Genomic DNA, 16,453 nt, shown 5'->3' with positions numbered 1-16,453 from the left:
GCGCTAGGAGCCGTTGGCCGCCGCGTCGCGGCGGGTCCGCTTCTCGGCGGCCAGCACCAGCGGAATGGCGCAGGCCGCGCACAGCGCCATCACCAGGAAGCCTGCCGGCGCGTAACCGCGATACAGCGCGCCGCCCAGTTGAATGCTGCCAAACATGAACACCCCGCCCGACAGCAGCGCATACAGCGCGATGGCCGACGTCTTGCAGGCCGCCGGCACGCGGCGCGCGATGTACCACATGATGGCGGCATTGTTGCCGGCCAGGGTGAAGCATTGCAGCACTTGCAGCGCCGCGATCCAGCCCGGGTCGGTGGTGGCCGACAGGCCGGCCCAGCGCAGGGCGGTCATGGCGGCCGAAACCAGGATCAGCCATTGGGCGCCGAGCCGCGCCAGCACCTTGGGCGCCAGGAAGAAGAACAGCACTTCGCTGGCCACGCCCACCGCCCACAGCGTCGAGATCAGCGCCGTCGACAGGCCGCGGTCGGTCCAGTAGAGCGTGGAATACGAATACAGGAAGCCGTTGCTGGCCTGTACCAGCGACGCGGCGGCGATGCACAGCAGCAGCGGCCGGTCGCGCAGGATCTCGCGCATCGGCAGCCGCACGCGCTCGGCCGGTGCCTCCTCGGCGCTCGGGCGGGCGGCCCGCGGCAACAGGCGCACGCACGCCAGGCAGGCGACGATCAGCAGGATCGACAGCCACATCACCCAATCGGTGTCGAAGGTCTTGATGAGGTAGCCGCCGGCCACCGTCACCACGGCGAAGCCGAGCGAGCCGCAGGCGCGGATGATGGTGTAGGAACTGCCCTGGCCGCGGCTGCTGGCGATGGCCATGCGGTCGAGCAGCGGCAGCACCGCCGGGAACACGGCGTTCAGCAGCAGCGTGACGGCGAACAGCCAGGCCGGCGCCGCGCTGAACGGGTAGCAGATGAACAGCAGCAGCGAAGCGGCCAGCGCGGCGAAGATCAGGCCATGCGCGCTGCCGCGCTGGTCGGCCACGTGCGCCACCACCGGCGTCGACAGGATCTTGGGCAGGAACGAGGTCGCCACGATCAGGCCGATCAGCGCCGGGTCGAGGCCGCGGCTGGCGAACCACAGGGGAAGAAACGGGATGCTGACGCCCTGCAAGCCGTAGTACAGGAAGTAGAACCCATGCAGGGCGATAGCGCCTTGCCGGGCGTCGGGGTTGCCGCGCATAGCGATGTGACAGAAGTGTGGCTGGGAGGAAGCGCCGTAGCATACTCCTTCCGCCCGCCCGCCCGCCCGCCCGCCCGGCCGGCCGGCTCCGCGCCGCCGCCGCCGGCCTTGCCATCGCAACGGCCGTGCCGGCCTTACCAGGGCAGCGGCGCGGCTTCGCCGTTGGCGTGCTCGCCGTAATAGATCGACGGCAGCAAGCGCGACAGGTAGGTGAACTCGGTATAGCAATGGCGCAGCAGGTTCAATCCCAGCACGTCGGGCACGTCCTGTTGCGGCCGTGGGCTCGACAGGCCCAGGTAAAAGCGGCTGCGCAGCACGCAGCCGAACGGCGTGTCGCGCGCCAGGTGGATCATCTGGCCATCCCGCGGATCGCCATCGGCGTCGAGTTGGATGTGGTCGCCGAAGCCGATGCGGGCGTAGATGGCCGCCGACACGTCCTGGTTGCCGTGCGCGGCGCGCAGGCGCGCGGCGTCGAAGGCCTCCTGCGGGGCGTGGAATTTCAGCCGGGCGGCCACCGGCGGCAGGTCGGCCAGCGACTCCACCGCGTGGATCGAGGCGCCGATATAGCTTTCGCCGCGCCGCCAGGCGCTGTCCCAGCCGCGGTGCTCGACATGGTCGTGCGGATGCCACCACTTGATGTGCTGGGTGGTCTGGAAGAACTTGAACCACCAGTCGAGCATGCGGCCCTTGCAGCCATGCAGGTCGGTGCGCGTGGCCACCACCAGGCCGCCGCCGGGCAGCCGGGCAATGCCGGTCTCCAGCCGCAGCGGCGCGGGATCGAGCAGGCTGTCCATGTCGGCGGCGATGTGCGCCGCATCGGGGTGCGGGGTGGTCATGCGAGGTCTCCGGGATAAGGGAAAGCCATAAGGGAAAGCCGATTCTACATTAAAGAAACGTATGTCGTTTCCAAAATAAGCGGACCGTGTAAGATCGCCCACTCGACATCAGGAGAACCAATCGCCCATGGCGTCCCTTGCCTCATCCGCCGCGCCGCGCCCGCGCGGCCGTCCCGCCCGACCTGACGCCGAACTGCGCGCCGCGATCCTCGACGCCGCCACCTGGCTGCTGCTCAACGAAGGCTATGGCGGCGCGACGCTGGAAGCGGTGGCCCGTCGCGCCGGCATGGCCAAGAAAACCGTGTACCGCTACGCCGCCAATCGCGAGGACCTGGTGGCGCAGGTGGTGCGCGGCTGGACCGACACCTTCGAGCCGGCGCTGGCGCAGGAGGTCGCCAGCGCCGCCGAGGTGCTGCCGGCGCTGGCGCGGGTACTGCAGACGATCGCCGACCGCGCCCTGTCGGCCGACGCCGTCGGCATGTTCCGTTTGTTGACGGCCGATTTTCCGGCGCGCAACGCGCTGCTGGCGGTGTATCAGGAAAACGGCATCGAGCGCGGCACCGCGATGCTGGCGGGGTGGTTCGAGAAACTGGCCGCGCGCGGTTTGATCCGCATCAAGCAACCGCGCGAGACCGCCGGCCTGCTGTTGGCCATGACCATCGCCGAACCGCTGCGGCAGATGGCGCTGGGCCTGGCCGAGCCGCTGCCGCGGGGCTCCATCGCGGATCGCATCCAGGCTTGCGTGGCGCTGTTCTCCGGGCAGGGGCGGGTGTTCGAGGTTCTGCCGGACTAGTGATGGCGTCATGCCCGCGCGGGCATATCGATTCAGCTTGGCGCCAGCCGCGCGCGGCCATTGGCAAAGCGCGCATACGGAATTACCCTGGGACGTCGCGGCGCGACCGATCGCGCCGCGCGCGTGTTTTCCGAATCATTTCCAGGAGCTGCGATTCCATGGCCAAGAAACTGAATGCGAAGACCACCAAGGCGGCGAAGACGCTGCGCAAGCGTCCGCTGGCAACCCCCACCGATCTGGCCGCCGCCGCCACCCGCGATATCTCCGCGGTGTTGAACCAGGTGCTGGCCGACGTGTTCGCGCTGTACCTGAAGACCAAGAACTTCCACTGGCATGTCAGCGGGCCGCATTTTCGCGATTACCACCTGCTGCTGGACGAGCAGGGCGACCAGTTGTTCGCCATGACCGATCCTATCGCCGAGCGCATCCGCAAGATCGGCGGCACCACGCTGCGTTCCATCGGCCATATCGCGCGCACCCAGCGCATCGCCGACAACGATGCCGACTACGTCCAGCCGCTGGACATGCTGGCCGAGCTGCGCGAAGACAACAAGACCCTGGCGGCCACGCTGCGCGAGGCCCACAACGTGACCGACGAGCATCGCGACATCGCCAGCTCCAGCCTCATCGAGAACTGGATCGACGAGACCGAGCGGCGCACCTGGTTCCTGTTCGAGGCCAGCCGGCAGGGCGACAGCACCGGTCATTGAACGGCGTAGGCAGCCGTTTCCCGGCCCTTGTATCGGGGGGCGGGAGAGGGCGGGGCGAAGGGCGGTCCGCCGGTTGCCGGTGCGTCAGCCCTCGCGCCCAAACCCGCCGCGGGCCCATTCCGAGGCCCGTTGCACGCTCAGCTTGTAGGTGGGCGCCACGTGGATTTCGGCCAGTTGTTCGCCCGATTCGTCGTAGGCGCTGAGCACGGCATAGGGCTCGTCCTCGTCGGGCACGATATCCAGCTTGACGGTGACGCGGCCGGCGGCCGCATCGATCTTCACGCTCTTGTGCAGCGTCGCGTGCAATTGCTGTTCGTGGCGCCGCAGGACTTCGTTGGCGGTCTTGACCAGGGTATGGAAGGCGGGCGTGTCGAGGGGCTTGGGGTTCTTCTTGTCGCGGCCCATGGTCCACGGGCCCACCAGGGCCGGTTCGGCCTGCCCGTCCAGGGTCATCTCGACGGCCCAGCCGTCGTCGTCTTCGTTCTTGATGATGCGGGCGGTCCAGCCATCGTCGCGCCACAGCGTGGCGCCCTGTTCCTTGCGGTCGTGGAAGTCGCCGTCGTCCGGCATGTGGGTGTCGTTCACTACTGTGCTTTTCCTGGGGGCATGGGTTCGCGGCCTCGCGGGCGGGGTTGACGCGCCAGGCCGAAGAGATCATGGGTGCGCAGGGCGGATATCCGGATGGCCGGATTCCGCCTGCCCCCCGCACTGTAGCGCAATGCGCGCGGGCGTTCCCGGCGCGGCGGGAACGCCCCGGTCTCGCGGCGTTGCCCTAGAAGCGCACGGCCAGCTTGAGCAGGCCCGACTGCTGGCGGTTGCCGCCGCCGAACTGCGCGTCGTAGGCGACGCCGGCGGTGGTGTTGCGGGCGAGCGCGATTTCGGCGCCCAGGCCGACCACCGCGGCATTCCTGGCGATCGGCACGCCGCGCACCGAGAACGTGCCGCCGCCGTCGAAGGCCAGTTGCTGGCTGGGCGTGACGTCGCCCATGGCGTGGCGCCAGCCCAGCGAGGCGGTCAGGCGGCCCGGCGCGCCGCTGGATTCGAACTGCCAGGCGCCGCGCACGCCCAGCGTGCTGCTGGTCACGTCGTCGGTGCGGCCCTTGCCGCGCAGCGCGGCCGATCCGCCCGATTCCTCGAAATCACGCGTGCGAAGCTGGTTCCAGGCCAGGCCGGCATAGGGTTCGATGCTGTAGGCATCGCTCAGCGGCAGGTGGTAGCCGAGCTCGCTGAAAAGCTGCGTCGACGAGGCGCGGTAGGACGACTCCAGGCGCTGGTTCAGGCTGCCGGCCGCGACGTCGCGCTTGGTGTTGATGTCGTGCCAGGTGTAGGCGGCGCCGGCCATGAAGCGCAGGTGGCCGGGACCGGCCTGGAAATTGCGGCCGCCGAAGATCGTGGCGGTGTAGCTGTCGACGTCGGTGCGCGAGGCGGAATCGGCCAGCGAGCTGTGGCTGCCGACGTAGCCGACCGCGCCGCCCAGGCGCCAGCCGCCGCCGACCGCGCCATCGCCGCCGACGAACAGGCCGCCGGACGATTGGCTGACGCTCGAGGCGTTGCCGTCGCCGGCGAAGGTGCTCCAGTTGCCGAACGCCTGCGCCCAGACCGGCGAGGCGCCGCTTTGCGGCAGCGCGTCGGCCGACGGCGCGCCCAGTTGAGCGGTCGGCTGCCCGGCGCGCGCCGGCGCGTCGAGGTTGCCGCGCAGGTGATCCAGCGGCAGCGCGCGCACGCTGTCGGCCTGGCTCTGCAGCACGGTGGCGGTGCTGGCGTAGGCCTCGCCGGACAACTGCTTCAGGGCCGAACGCGCTTCATTGGGCGTCATCGTCAGCACGGCCGTGGTCACCTGGCGGGCGCCGGTACCGGCGGCCGCAGTGCTGCCGCTGCCGACCACGGGCGAGCCGTTGCCGGGGGCCGTCGCGCCATTGCCGCTGGAGGCCGAACCATTGCCGCCTGAGGTCGAACCGTTGCCGCTCGCGGGCGGATCTTCCTGGTCCAGCGCGCCGCCGACGCTGGCTTCGTTGCCGGTGCCGCCGATGCTGCCGATCGGCACGTCGTTGCGCGTGAGCGTCATGAAGGCATTCTTGGCGTCGTAGCTGAGCGTGGGCGTCAGGAAGGCGTAGGCGCTGGAGGCGCCGGTGAAGCGGCCCTGAATGCCGCCGTCGGCGGTGAGAATGTTGTAGGTGGTGCGCGGCGCATAGTTGCCGGCCGGGCCGACGTGCGCCACGGTGCCATCCAGCGTGGCGACGCCGGTGACGTGGATGCGGTCGCTGGCGCTGCTGGCCGGATCGGCGTGCACGCGATAGACGGTATCGGCGCCGAAGGCGAGGTTGCCGTTGACCGTCAACGTGCCGATGGGCGAGCCGTCGTTGCCCGGGGAGATCACGGCGGTGGGGTAGAGCGTGGTGGTGCCGACCTGGCCGACGCCCGCCAGCACGACCTCGCGGCCGATGTCCAGGGGGCCGTTCAGCTTGCCGTCGATCTCCAGGGCGCCGTCGGCGATCAGGATGGGGCCGCTCAGGCCGCTGCTGTCGGCCGTCAGGATCAGGGAGCCCGGGCCGGTCTTGACGAAGCCCTGGGTGCCTTGCAGCGGGTTGTGGATGGTGTCGACGAACTGGCCCGAGGCATAGGTGCCGTCGCCGACCACCAGGGCCGGCGGGTTGCCGCCGCTGCCCACCAGGGTGATGGGCGAGCCCTGCACGGTGTAGCGGTCGGTCGCGAACTGGATGCCCGACACGCGCACCGGGCCGGCGCCGCCATCGACCGTGACCGTGCCCGCCGCGCCGGTGAAGATGGCGTAGCCGCCGTCGGGCAGGGCGCCCGTGGCGTTGGTGGGGCTGTTCCAGTTGCCGCTGGCGGCGCTCCAGGTGCCATTGCCGCCGCCGGCGCGGGTGGCGGATGCCGCGCCGTTGCCGTTCCACAGATTGGTGGTGCTGGGGCCCAGGATCAGGTTGATCTGTTTGTCGCCGGTCAGCGACTGGATGGTCGCCGCGGGCTGCGAGTCGCCGGTCACGCTGCCCAGCGTCAGGCCGTTGCCGCTCAGGGTGCCGCCGTATGACAGGATGCGGTAGTAGCCGGCGTTGGTGCCCAGCGTGTTGACCGACACGTTCAACGTGGTGTTGTTCAGGGTGGCGTTGCCGGCGACCGTGATGTTGTCGCCGGTGCCGGGCTGCGTGATCGGCAGGCCCGCGTAGCCGGTCTCGAAGTCGAATACGGCGTTGTTCATCGACAGGTCGCCCCTGACGACGAGGTTGCCGTTGGATACGCCGGTGGGCGTGCCCACCGGGTAGCCGGGGGCGACGCGCGCGCCGTTCACGTCGAGGTTGCCGTTGATCGCGCCGAAGCCCGAGACGGTGCCGTTGGCGGCCGCGTTGACGTTGCCGGTGAGGGTGACGCCGGCGCCGCCGCCGTTGCCGCCGATCACCAGGGTGCCGCCGTTGACGTCAACGCCGCCGGGGAAGGCGGCCGAGCCGTCGAACACCTGCGTGCTGCCGGACGCCACCGTCAGGTCGGCCGCCATGGCGGCGCCGCAGCAGGTGGTGCTCAATGCGACCGTGGCCGTCAGCCACTTGTTCGTGCCGTATATCAAGACTGGAATCCTTTTTGTCTCGGCCCGAGGTCCCGATGCCATACGCAATCGCCCACGGAAATCGTGTTTCCGATGGCTGAAATACTTTGTATGGAATGGACGGGCCGGTGGAAAAAGGACGCAATTTATACCTGCTTTTTTGCAGATTAAAAAACTGCCTGAAAGATACCATCCAAGGCTGCGGTTTTCGGCCGTTTGGATACCAACCATTTGTTTTTATTGATGTTTTTGATACCGTCCGTATTATCAATATGGCGGGAATTGATACATTCCATATTATCTGTCAGGCACGATAGATGCTGATTTTCTATTTTAAGAATCGGCGCGGTTTTTATTATTTATCCTGCTTATCGAGGCGCCGCGAAAAAACGTCAGGACGCGCGTTTTTTCGGCCATCGCGACGGCGCCTTCCCGGCTGCACGGCGCGCGATGGCAACGGCGGCCGCGCGTGGCGCGGCCGCCGGCACGGCAACCCCTGCCGGCGGCCTCCAATGACAGCCCCACCAGCCGCCCGCGGATTCAGCCGCTGCCTACGGATTCACCAGCACCGGCTTGTCGCGATACGCCGCCGGGAAGGTCTTGGCCAGGTTCTCCACCTTCGGCACGTCGTTCACCATGATGTACATGCTGTACGGGTGCCGCACCAGGTAGTCCTGGTGGTAGCCCTCGGCGGGGTAGAAGGCCTTGAGCGGTTCCACCGTGGTCGCCAGCGCCTTGGGGTACACACCGGATTTGTTCAACTGGGCGATGTAGGCCTCGGCCACCTTGCGCTGGTCGTCGTTTGCCGGGAACACCGTGGAGCGGTACTGGGTGCCGCTGTCCGGGCCCTGGCGGTTGAGCTGGGTCGGGTCGTGCGCCACCGAGAAATAGATCTGCAGCAGTTGGCCGTAGCTGACCTGCTTCGGGTCATAGGTGATTTCCACCGATTCGGCGTGGCCGGTGCGGCCGCCGCTGACGGTGTCGTAGTCGGCGGTGGCTGCCTGGCCGCCCGCGTAGCCGGAGACCGCCGATGAGACGCCCTTGACGTGCTGGAACACCGCCTGCACGCCCCAGAAGCAGCCGCCGGCGATCACGGCTTTTTCCTGGGCCGCGCCGGCCGCCGACGCGTCGAGCGCGGGCGGCGGAATGATGAAGGCAGTCTCGGCGGCGCCGGCCGTGCCGAGGGCGAACAGGGCGCCGGCGGCGGCCAGCGCGGCCTGGCGGGCGCGGGAGAAGGGACGAAGGAACATGATGCGCAATCCTCGAAAAATGACGCCGGCCGCGATCAGGCCTGCGGGGTGAAGTTCATGGCCACGCCGTTCATGCAGTAGCGCAGTCCGGTCGGGCGCGGGCCGTCGTCGAAGACGTGGCCCAGGTGGCCGCCGCAATTGCCGCAATTGACGGCGGTGCGGGTCATGCCGAAGCTGCGGTCTTCCAGCGTGTCGACGGCGTGTTCCAGCGGCTGCCAGAAGCTGGGCCAGCCGGTGCCGCTGTCGAACTTGGTGGCCGACGAAAACAGCTTCTGGGCGCAGCCGGCGCAGGCGAAGGTGCCGGCGCGATGCTCGTCGTTGAGCGGGCTGGTGTAGGGCCGTTCGGTGCCCTCGCGGCGCAGCACGTCGTACTGCGCCTGGGTCAGCCTGGCGCGCCATTCGGCGTCGGTCAGGGTATAGGGGTAGGCGCGGGGCTGCGCGGCGCGCGCGGCGCGCCCGCCCAGCAGCGGCGCCAGGCCGGCGGCGGCCGCAAAGGCGCCGCCCGCGCCCAGGAAATGCCTGCGTGTCAGTCTCATGGGGGCTCCTCGGGAAAGCGGGCCCGCGCGCGGCGCGGCCGGGGCGGCGCACGCGGGACGGTTGGCGGGCGGGCTTACTTGCCCATGCTGTCCTTGCTCATGGAGCCGCCCTTGGACATGCCGTCCTTGGACATCCCTTCCTTCGACATGCCATCCTTGGCCATGCCGTCCTTCTTCATGCCGTCGTGCGACATGCCGTCCTTGGACATGGAGTTCTTCGACATGCCGTCCTTGGACATGCCGTCCTTCGCCATGCCATCCTTGGCCATGCCATCCTTCGACATGCCGCTCTTGGCCATGCCGTCCTTCGACATGCCGTCCTTGGACATGCTGTCGGCCGCGTGCGCGGCGACCGCGCCAAAGGCCAGGCACAGCGAGAATGCGGCGGTGGTGAGTGTCTTCATGATGCGTTCCTCTGGTGTGTCGTGGTGGGAAAAAAAGTGAAAACCACCTAGCTGCCGCCGAACCAGTTGTAGCCCTGGTCCTCCCAGTAACCGCCCGGGTAGGTGTTGGTGACGAAAATCGCCTGGATGTGCTTGGGGTTCTTGTAGCCAAGCTTGGTGGGCATCCGCAGCTTCATCGGGAAGCCGTACTCCGGCGGCAGGGTCTTGCCGTCGTAAGTCAGCGCCAGGATCGTCTGCGGATGCAAAGCGGTCGGCATGTCGATGCTGGTGTAGTAGTCATCGGCACACTTGAATCCCACATATTTCGCGGTCAGGTCGGCGCCCACGCGCTTCAGGAAGGTCGAGAACGGCACGCCGCCCCATTTGCCGATGGCGCTCCAGCCCTCGACGCAGATGTGGCGCGTGACCTGGTCGATCTGCGCCATGGCGCGCAGCTCTTCCAGCCGCCAGCGGCGCTTGTCCGCCACCATGCCGGTGACTTCCAGCCGGAAGCTCTCTTCCTCGACCTGCCGCACCTCGTCGATGCCGTAATAGGCATTGAACGGGAACGGGCGGGTGATCATCGATTCCGGGTAGGTGGGGGCCAGCTTGTTCGGATCGAAGATCCAGCCTTGCACCCGGTCGTTGAAGCGCGACACCGCGCTCAGCGCCTTTTCCACGTTTTCATCGTCGGACAGCGTGCAGCCGGACAGCATCGCCAGCCCGCCCAGCGTCAGGCTGCTGCGCAGGAAGGCGCGGCGCGAGGGCGCCTCGACCCGCTTGTCCAGGATCTTCACGGCTTCCTTCAGGATCGCCGGGCCATCCAGGCCCAGCAGCGACAGGCGTCGTTTTGCGCTCACGTCAGACTCCTTATTTGCCGCGGATCATGGCGATCAGGCTGCGCGGCACCAGCGCCACCATGACCAGGTGGACCGCCACGAACGCCACCAGCAGCGCCATGGCGAAGAAATGGATGCGGCGCGCGAATTCATAGCCGCCCAGCAGCGTGCGCAGCGTGTCGAACTGCACCGACTTCCACAGCACCAGGCCGGACAGGACCAGCACCGTGATATCCGCGATGACGAACAGGTAGGCCAGCCGCTGCACCTGGTTATAGTGGCGCGGGTCGGCATGCGACAGCTTGCCGCGCAGGGCGGCGGCCAGGTCGCGGGCGACGCCGCGCGGGCCGACCGGGAAGAACTTGCGCCACAGGCGGCCGGTGGTCAGGTTCAGCCCCAGGTAGAGCAGGCCGTTGACCAGCAGCAGCCACATGCCGGCGAAGTGCCATTGCAGCGCGCCGCCCAGCCAGCCGCCCAGGGTGGCGCCGTTGGGAAAGGTGAAGTCGAAGAACGGCGCGGCGTTGTAAATGCGCCAGCCGCTGGTCACCATGATGACCACGGCCAGCGCATTGAGCCAATGCATGATGCGCAGCCAGCCGGGATGGACCGGGCCGCGGCTGTCGGCCGCCGGGGCGGCGGGGGCGTCTGGGGTGGCGGGCGTGGCCATCATGGCGGGGCTCCTCGGGGAGGCGGTTGTTGTCGTTGGAGCCATTCTTCCCCGGGCCCGATATCGAAGTCCTCACGCAAACTTAAAATAAATGTGATAACTCGCCGGCCATGGATTGGCGACAATAGCGCTGCCGGGGGCGGATCGCCCGCGCCCGGCGTTGCCGGCCGCTGGCGGTCGGCTCACCCTGATTTCCACCCCTGACCGAGCCCCTATGGATACGCCCCGCCGCGTCCTGATCGTCGAAGACGACGCCCACATCGCCGAATTGCTGCGCCTGCACCTGCGTGACGAGGGGTACGCGGTCGAGCACGCGGCCGACGGCAACGAAGGCATGCGCCGGCTGGAGGAGGGCGGCTGGGACGCCCTGGTGCTGGACCTGATGCTGCCCGGCATCGACGGCCTGGAGATCTGCAAGCGCGCCCGCGCCATGACGCGCTACACCCCCATCATCATCACCAGCGCCCGCTCCAGCGAGGTGCACCGCATCCTCGGCCTGGAACTGGGCGCCGACGACTACCTGGCCAAGCCGTTCTCGATGCTGGAACTGGTGGCGCGGGTGCGCGCGCTGCTGCGCCGCACCGAGGCGCTGGAGCGCAATGCCCGCATCGACGCCGGCAGCCTGCGCCAGCACGGCGTGGCCATCGACCCCATTGCCCGCACCGCCTCGGTCGACGAGCGCCGGCTGGAACTGACGCCGCGTGAATTCGACCTGCTGCATTTCTTCGCCCGCAATCCCGACAAGGTGTTCTCGCGGCTGGACCTGCTGAACCAGGTCTGGGGCTACCAGCACGAAGGCTATGAGCACACCGTCAACACCCACATCAACCGGCTGCGCACCAAGATCGAGGCCGATCCGTCCAATCCGCAACGCATCCTCACGGTCTGGGGCCGCGGCTACAAGTTCGCGGCCGCGCCCGGCGCGCCGGCGGAGTCAGCATCATGAAGCGCCTGACCCTGACCCAGCGCCTGTCGGCCGTGTTCGCGCTGCTGCTGCTGGCGTGCTGCGGCGCGTCGGCCTGGCTGCAGATCTCGGCCCATGCGCGTTACGAGCAGGAAGTGGTGCAGCGCCTGTCCAGCGGACTGGCGCAGCATATCGCCGGCACCAATGAACTGATGGACGCCAACGGCTGGAAGCCGGACGCGGTGCGTTCGCTGTTCTCGATGCTGATGATGGTGAATCCCGCGGTCGAGGTCTACCTGCTGGACAACGACGGACGCATCGTCGGCGATGCCGCGCCGCCCGGGCAGATCAAGCGCGACCGGATCGACCTGGCGCCGGTGCGGCGCTTCCTGGCGGGCGGGGCGCTGCCGATCGAAGGCGACGATCCGCGCCACCTGGATACGGCCAAGGTATTTTCGGCCGCGCCGGTGCGGGTGGCGGGGCGCGACGAGGGCTATGTCTATGTGGTGCTGCAGGGCCAGGCGCATGACGCGCTGGCGATGGCCGCGTCGCGCAGCGCGGTGCTGCGCACCACCCTGTGGTCGATTGCGCTGGTGGCCTTGTTGGGCCTGGTGGCGGGCCTGGCGGCGTTCGGCCTGATCACGCGGCCGCTGCGCGGGCTGACGCGCGCGGTGCGGGCCTTTGGCGACGACGACGGCCGCGCTTTGGCGGCGCTGGAAAGGCCCGCCGACGCCACTGATGCGGGCGGCGACGAGATCTCGCTGCTGCGCCGCAGCTTCGTGCAGATGGGCCGCCGCATCTCCGAGCAATGGCGCCAGTTGACGCAACAGGACCAGCAGCGGCGCGACCTGGTGGCGAACATTTCGCACGATCTGCGCACGCCGCTGACCTCGCTGCACGGCTACCTGGAGACCCTGCGGTTGAAGGACGAGACGCTGGACGCGGCCGAGCGCCGCCGTTACCTGGACATCGCCCTGGCGCAGAGCCGCAAGGTCGGCCGGCTGGCGCAGGAACTGTTCGAGCTGGCGCGGCTGGAATCCGGGCTGGTGCGGTTGGAACCCGAGACCTTCTCGCTGCCCGAGCTGGCGCAGGACGTGATCCAGAAATTCGAATTGGCCGCCGAGGCGCGCCAGCAGCGGCTGACCACGGCGATTGACCAGGAACTGCCGCCGGTGCGCGCCGACCTGGGCATGATCGAGCGGGTGCTCACCAATCTGCTGGACAACGCCATCCGCCATACGGCGCCGGGCGGATGCATCGAGCTACGCCTGCGGCAGGCGCGCGACGGCGTGCAGGTGCGGGTCAGCGACAATGGCGCCGGCATTCCCGACGCCTTGCGCGCCGGCCTGTTCACCCGCGCCTCGGTGCTGGCGGACGGCCCGCGCGATGGCGGCGGGCTGGGGCTGGTGATCGTGCACCGCATCCTGAAGCTGCATCACAGCGATATCCGGCTGGTGCAACGGCCGGAGCCGGGCGCGGTGTTCGAGTTCGACCTGCCGGCGGCGCGCTGACGCGGCGTCAGCCGCCCGCGCGCCGCCGTAGCCTGGCGCTGGCGTGCCGTCAGGCCGCCGTCGGCATCCTGCCGTTGAGCAGGTAGTCCATCAGCTCGCGCACGCTGCGCATGGCGTCGCCGAACGGCAGCTTCGACGCGCCGCGGAAGAACAGGCCGCGGCTGACTTCGCCGCGCATGGCGGCGGCCAGCTTCAGGTCGATGCAGAACTGGCCGAAGCGCGCGATGCCGTCGCGCAGGCCGCACTGCGTCAGGCAGTCCATGCGCTGGCTGCAACGGCGCGCGTCGCAGCGGGTGCTCTCCTGCAGGGTCTTTTCCTGGCGCAGGTAGCGCGTCAGCCACGGCGTCGGCACGGCGCGCGCCGGCAGGCCGGCCACGCTGGTGAATTCGGCCAGCTTGTCGGGGTCGGCTTCCATCAGCACGCGCTTGAAGTTCTCGTGGGCGTCGCCTTCTTCGGTCACGGCGAAAGCCGTGCCCACCTGCACGCCGTCGGCGCCGTGGCCGAGCCAGTGGCGCACCTGCTCGTGGCTGCCGACGCCGCCGGCCACGATCAGGCGCGGGGCGTCGCGGCCCAGTTGCAGGTCCTGGAACAACTGGCGGCATTCGGCCAGCACGCGCTTGAAGTCGAAGCGTTCGTCGTGGATGTCGTCCAGGCGCGCGGCGCCCAGGTGGCCGCCGGCGTAGCCGGGGTGTTCGATGACCACGGCGTCGGCCATGCGGCCTTTCTTCATCCACTTTTTCAGTACGGCGGCCACGCCGCGCGCTTCCGACAGGATGGGGACCAGCGCCACCTTGGGGTAGTCGGCGGTCATGTCGGGCAGGTCCAGCGGCAGGCCGGCGCCCATGACGATGGCCTGGGCGCCGCTTTCGCAGGCCTGGCGCACCAGGGCGGGATGGTCGCGCACCGCCTTCATGACGTTGACGGCCACCACGCCGCGCCCCTGCGCGGTGTCGAGCGCGGCGCGCACTTCGCGGTCCAGCGCGACGCGGTTGGCGCTGTCGATCTGTTCACGGTCGCGGCAGTCCTCGGTCTGCTCGATCAGATCGGGGTGGTGATGGCGCAAGTCCACACTGGCGATGGTGCCGACCGCGTTCTGGCTGGCGACCGCGCCGGCCAGGCGATGGGCGGATACGCCGACGCCCATGCCGCCCTGGACGATGGGCAGCAATTCGCGTCCGGCGAGAGTGAGGGATTTGAACCACGTCATGAAATGGGAGCCTTTATTGGGAACAGTGGCTCCGAGGCTAGAGCAATGCATGACGCGCCGCCTTGCGCGGGATCAAGCGGGCGGGTGAAAGCGGGGAGAGGGAACGCGGCAGGGGCGTGGCCCGGCCGGGCAGACAAAAAAGGGGCGGAGCCGGCGGGCTCCGCCCCTGGCCAATGGTGGCCTTACGCCACCAGCTTGACCAGCGCCGGCACCGTCAGCACGGCGGTGTAGTAGCCCATGAACTGCACGCCGGTGTTAAAGCCGAACAGGCGCGACAGCAGGCCGCCGAACAGGCCCATGGTCAGGATCACCAGCAGGCCCAGGAACTGGCCTTCCCACACGCTGATCACGATGATCAGGCCGACGAAGGTGGCGATGATGGCCTCGTGGCTGACCTTGCGCGACACGAACAGCGCGGCGCGGCGGGCGAAGTTCATGGCGAACGGATACGACACGATCGCCGCCAGCAGCACCGCCAGCATGCCGTAGCCCAGGAACTCCCAGTGGTTCAGCAGGTTGTGCAGGTTGTGCGTTTGGCCGCTGGCCGCGTCCACCGTGAAGCGCGGCGGCGCGTTGAACAGCGGCGCGGCCGGCCCGGCGGCCACCGGGCTGAGCGGCAGGCCGAAAGCGATCAGCGGGATCAGGGCCTCGGCGATGTAGGTCGCCTCGGTGACGCCGTTGCGCGCGCTCAGCACCGTGGTCAGGCGGTGATAGGCATGCTTGACGCGCGAGCCCACCAGTTCGCCCAGCACCACCGTCATCGCCACCGGGCTGAACACGAAGGTGGCGCTGGAGATGGTGGCGGTGGCCAGGGTCCAGCGGGTCTGGATGCGGTCCATCACCTTGAGCGGATTGGGAAAGTAGCCCGACCAGCCCTTGACGTCCGGCGCCAGCGAGAACGTGCGCACCTTGTCGCGCATCATTTTGGCGCGGCCCTGCGGCGCGATCACGGTGAACAGGTCGGCGATCAGCGGGCCGATGGCGATGCCCAGGAAGTAGCTGATGCTGAGCTTGACGCCGTATTTGGCGGTCAGGCTCTGCAGCGCCACGATCACCACCACGAACGGCACCAGCAGCGCCACGGCCGCCCAGCGGCCGGCCGAGAAATAGGCGATCAGCACCGCCGCGGCCAGGAAGATCCACGGCGCCGACTTGGTGATGGCGCCGCCGAACGGCGCCAGCAGCACGGCGAACAGCACCGCCAGCGGCACCGCCACGAAGGCGGCGACGATGGCGCCCGACACCATCTTGCGCAGCGCGATGTGCGGCACGCCCAGCTTGCGCAGCATGTTGGCGTCCTGCAGCAGCGGCGTGGCGAGCGTGTCGCCGGGGATGCCCAGCAGCGCCGTCGGCACCGCGTGGGTCATGTGCTTGGCCACCGCGCCGGCCAGGAAGAAGGTGAAGACGCCGGCGGGCGGCACGCCCAGCAGCACCACCAGCAGCGTCAGCGGCGCCAGCGTGGTGGTCTCGTCGGTGCCGGACACCAGGCCGATGGCGGCGAACACCACCGCGCCCAGGAGGCCCATGCCGGCGGCCACCATGATCTGTTCAAGCAACACGGGATCGCTCATGCCGGCACCTCTTCACGCACGTTGCGCGGTTGGGCCTGCGGCGCCGGCGCCGCGGCGGGCGCGGCGAACAGCTCGTACAGGTCCAGTTCCTTCAGTTCCTTGACCACCGCCGGCGGCAGGTCCGCCAGCGTGCCCAGGCCGCCCGGTTGCGCGGCCAGTTCGGCCAGCACCTCGGCGCGCCAGGCCGGATCGTGCGAGGCGCTGTGCTCGACCACTTCGCGCTTGGGCGGGAACAGGCGGGCGCAGATCACGCCCGCCAGCACGCAGCCGGCCAGGCCGGCCAGCATGGCGTAGGCGTGCGCCAGCTCGGGCGAGGCGACCTTGTCGCGCAGCCAGCCGCTGGCGGCGTAGAAGCCCGCCACGCTGACGGCGATGCCGATGGCGATGGCCCACGCCAGGTGGCGCAGGTCGACCGTGTCGTTCCATACTTCGGCCAGGCGTCCGGCGGACGCCTTGCTGTCTCTTTCCATGTCTGTCTCCTTGATGGACGGGC

General features: G+C 68.9%; 16 protein-coding genes and 1 pseudogene. 5 read left to right on the top strand and 12 right to left on the bottom strand.

The genetic code is table 11. From position 1 onward, the window contains the following. Positions 1-3 precede the first annotated feature (3 nt). Together AAID08_RS15215 and AAID08_RS15210 are read right to left on the bottom strand one after the other, a co-directional pair. Positions 4-1,194, bottom strand: a complete 1,191-nt coding sequence (locus AAID08_RS15215; protein ID WP_064526062.1) for an MFS transporter — start codon at positions 1,192-1,194, stop codon at positions 4-6. Positions 1,195-1,328: 134 nt separating this feature from the next. Next, positions 1,329-2,030 (bottom strand): DAPG hydrolase family protein, encoded by a 702-nt coding sequence (locus AAID08_RS15210; protein WP_064523120.1) that lies wholly within the window; start codon positions 2,028-2,030, stop codon positions 1,329-1,331. 127 nt (positions 2,031-2,157) lie between these two features. Between AAID08_RS15210 and AAID08_RS15205 the strand changes: the two genes are divergently transcribed. Then, the gene (locus AAID08_RS15205; RefSeq protein WP_395756556.1) at positions 2,158-2,823 is read left to right on the top strand and encodes a TetR/AcrR family transcriptional regulator; all 666 of its coding nucleotides are present in this window, start codon (positions 2,158-2,160) and stop codon (positions 2,821-2,823) included. 158 nt (positions 2,824-2,981) lie between these two features. After that, a complete protein-coding gene (locus tag AAID08_RS15200) occupies positions 2,982-3,533 on the top strand; it encodes a Dps family protein (protein WP_049074093.1) in 552 nt (183 codons plus the stop codon). An 84-nt stretch (positions 3,534-3,617) separates the two neighbouring features. Here AAID08_RS15200 and AAID08_RS15195 read toward each other — a convergent pair whose 3' ends face one another. From AAID08_RS15195 to AAID08_RS15175, 5 genes and pseudogenes are all read right to left on the bottom strand, one after another. After that, positions 3,618-4,118: a hypothetical protein gene (locus tag AAID08_RS15195; RefSeq protein WP_063583237.1), complete on the bottom strand. Its 501-nt coding sequence runs from the start codon at positions 4,116-4,118 to the stop codon at positions 3,618-3,620. A gap of 187 nt (positions 4,119-4,305) precedes the next feature. Then, positions 4,306-7,113 (bottom strand): autotransporter domain-containing protein, encoded by a 2,808-nt coding sequence (locus AAID08_RS15190; protein ID WP_395756555.1) that lies wholly within the window; start codon positions 7,111-7,113, stop codon positions 4,306-4,308. Positions 7,114-7,643: 530 nt separating this feature from the next. Further along, positions 7,644-8,342 (bottom strand): peptide-methionine (S)-S-oxide reductase MsrA, encoded by a 699-nt coding sequence (gene msrA / locus AAID08_RS15185; RefSeq protein ID WP_064523111.1) that lies wholly within the window; start codon positions 8,340-8,342, stop codon positions 7,644-7,646. A gap of 35 nt (positions 8,343-8,377) precedes the next feature. Further along, on the bottom strand, positions 8,378-8,878 hold the full coding sequence (gene msrB, locus AAID08_RS15180) for a peptide-methionine (R)-S-oxide reductase MsrB (protein ID WP_116792642.1): 501 nt from the start codon (positions 8,876-8,878) through the stop codon (positions 8,378-8,380). A 74-nt stretch (positions 8,879-8,952) separates the two neighbouring features. After that, positions 8,953-9,228 (bottom strand): annotated as a pseudogene (locus AAID08_RS15175) (pentapeptide MXKDX repeat protein); the annotation flags it as partial. On the opposite strand from AAID08_RS15175, the gene AAID08_RS15170 reads away from it, so the two are divergent. Further along, a complete protein-coding gene (locus AAID08_RS15170) occupies positions 9,136-9,333 on the top strand; it encodes a hypothetical protein (RefSeq protein WP_395757820.1) in 198 nt (65 codons plus the stop codon). The pseudogene AAID08_RS15175 and the gene AAID08_RS15170 sit on opposite strands and share 93 nt — an antisense overlap. Here AAID08_RS15170 and AAID08_RS15165 read toward each other — a convergent pair. Together AAID08_RS15165 and AAID08_RS15160 are read right to left on the bottom strand one after the other, a co-directional pair. Beyond that, entirely contained in the window at positions 9,330-10,121 is a 792-nt protein-coding gene (locus tag AAID08_RS15165) for a molybdopterin-dependent oxidoreductase (RefSeq protein ID WP_064523105.1), read from the bottom strand. The genes AAID08_RS15170 and AAID08_RS15165 overlap by 4 nt on opposite strands. A gap of 10 nt (positions 10,122-10,131) precedes the next feature. Beyond that, on the bottom strand, positions 10,132-10,770 hold the full coding sequence (locus AAID08_RS15160; RefSeq protein WP_175143813.1) for a cytochrome b/b6 domain-containing protein: 639 nt from the start codon (positions 10,768-10,770) through the stop codon (positions 10,132-10,134). Between the two features lie 211 nt (positions 10,771-10,981). On the opposite strand from AAID08_RS15160, the gene AAID08_RS15155 reads away from it, so the two are divergent. Then, entirely contained in the window at positions 10,982-11,713 is a 732-nt protein-coding gene (locus AAID08_RS15155) for a response regulator transcription factor (RefSeq protein WP_049074082.1), read from the top strand. After that, the gene (locus AAID08_RS15150; protein ID WP_116793441.1) at positions 11,710-13,182 is read left to right on the top strand and encodes a HAMP domain-containing sensor histidine kinase; all 1,473 of its coding nucleotides are present in this window, start codon (positions 11,710-11,712) and stop codon (positions 13,180-13,182) included. Before AAID08_RS15155 ends, AAID08_RS15150 begins: the two co-directional genes overlap by 4 nt. Positions 13,183-13,231: 49 nt before the next feature. Here AAID08_RS15150 and AAID08_RS15145 read toward each other — a convergent pair whose 3' ends face one another. From AAID08_RS15145 to AAID08_RS15135, 3 genes are all read right to left on the bottom strand, one after another. Then, positions 13,232-14,389, bottom strand: a complete 1,158-nt coding sequence (locus AAID08_RS15145) for a nitronate monooxygenase family protein (protein WP_054504273.1) — start codon at positions 14,387-14,389, stop codon at positions 13,232-13,234. Between the two features lie 182 nt (positions 14,390-14,571). Continuing rightward, positions 14,572-15,960: a tripartite tricarboxylate transporter permease gene (locus AAID08_RS15140; protein WP_020927869.1), complete on the bottom strand. Its 1,389-nt coding sequence runs from the start codon at positions 15,958-15,960 to the stop codon at positions 14,572-14,574. Continuing rightward, positions 15,957-16,430 (bottom strand): hypothetical protein, encoded by a 474-nt coding sequence (locus tag AAID08_RS15135; protein WP_047990889.1) that lies wholly within the window; start codon positions 16,428-16,430, stop codon positions 15,957-15,959. The genes AAID08_RS15140 and AAID08_RS15135 overlap by 4 nt, the downstream gene beginning before the upstream one ends. Positions 16,431-16,453: the final 23 nt, after the last annotated feature.

The organism is Achromobacter sp. EB05 (genome assembly GCF_044232075.1).
Taxonomy (GTDB): domain Bacteria; phylum Pseudomonadota; class Gammaproteobacteria; order Burkholderiales; family Burkholderiaceae_B; genus Achromobacter; species Achromobacter dolens.
This window is presented reverse-complemented; position numbering and strand designations above follow the sequence as displayed.

Bases quoted from the DNA above. Each gene is read 5' to 3' on its own strand.
- AAID08_RS15155 (WP_049074082.1), top strand. From the start codon at position 10,982: ATGGATACGCCCCGCCGCGTCCTGATCGTCGAAGACGACGCCCACATC.
- AAID08_RS15150 (WP_116793441.1), top strand. From the start codon at position 11,710: ATGAAGCGCCTGACCCTGACCCAGCGCCTGTCGGCCGTGTTCGCGCTG.
- AAID08_RS15215 (WP_064526062.1), bottom strand. From the start codon at position 1,194: ATGCGCGGCAACCCCGACGCCCGGCAAGGCGCTATCGCCCTGCATGGG.
- AAID08_RS15135 (WP_047990889.1), bottom strand. From the start codon at position 16,430: ATGGAAAGAGACAGCAAGGCGTCCGCCGGACGCCTGGCCGAAGTATGG.
- AAID08_RS15140 (WP_020927869.1), bottom strand. From the start codon at position 15,960: ATGAGCGATCCCGTGTTGCTTGAACAGATCATGGTGGCCGCCGGCATG.
- AAID08_RS15200 (WP_049074093.1), top strand. From the start codon at position 2,982: ATGGCCAAGAAACTGAATGCGAAGACCACCAAGGCGGCGAAGACGCTG.
- AAID08_RS15145 (WP_054504273.1), bottom strand. From the start codon at position 14,389: ATGACGTGGTTCAAATCCCTCACTCTCGCCGGACGCGAATTGCTGCCC.
- AAID08_RS15205 (WP_395756556.1), top strand. From the start codon at position 2,158: ATGGCGTCCCTTGCCTCATCCGCCGCGCCGCGCCCGCGCGGCCGTCCC.
- AAID08_RS15210 (WP_064523120.1), bottom strand. From the start codon at position 2,030: ATGACCACCCCGCACCCCGATGCGGCGCACATCGCCGCCGACATGGAC.
- msrA (WP_064523111.1), bottom strand. From the start codon at position 8,342: ATGTTCCTTCGTCCCTTCTCCCGCGCCCGCCAGGCCGCGCTGGCCGCC.
- msrB (WP_116792642.1), bottom strand. From the start codon at position 8,878: ATGAGACTGACACGCAGGCATTTCCTGGGCGCGGGCGGCGCCTTTGCG.
- AAID08_RS15160 (WP_175143813.1), bottom strand. From the start codon at position 10,770: ATGATGGCCACGCCCGCCACCCCAGACGCCCCCGCCGCCCCGGCGGCC.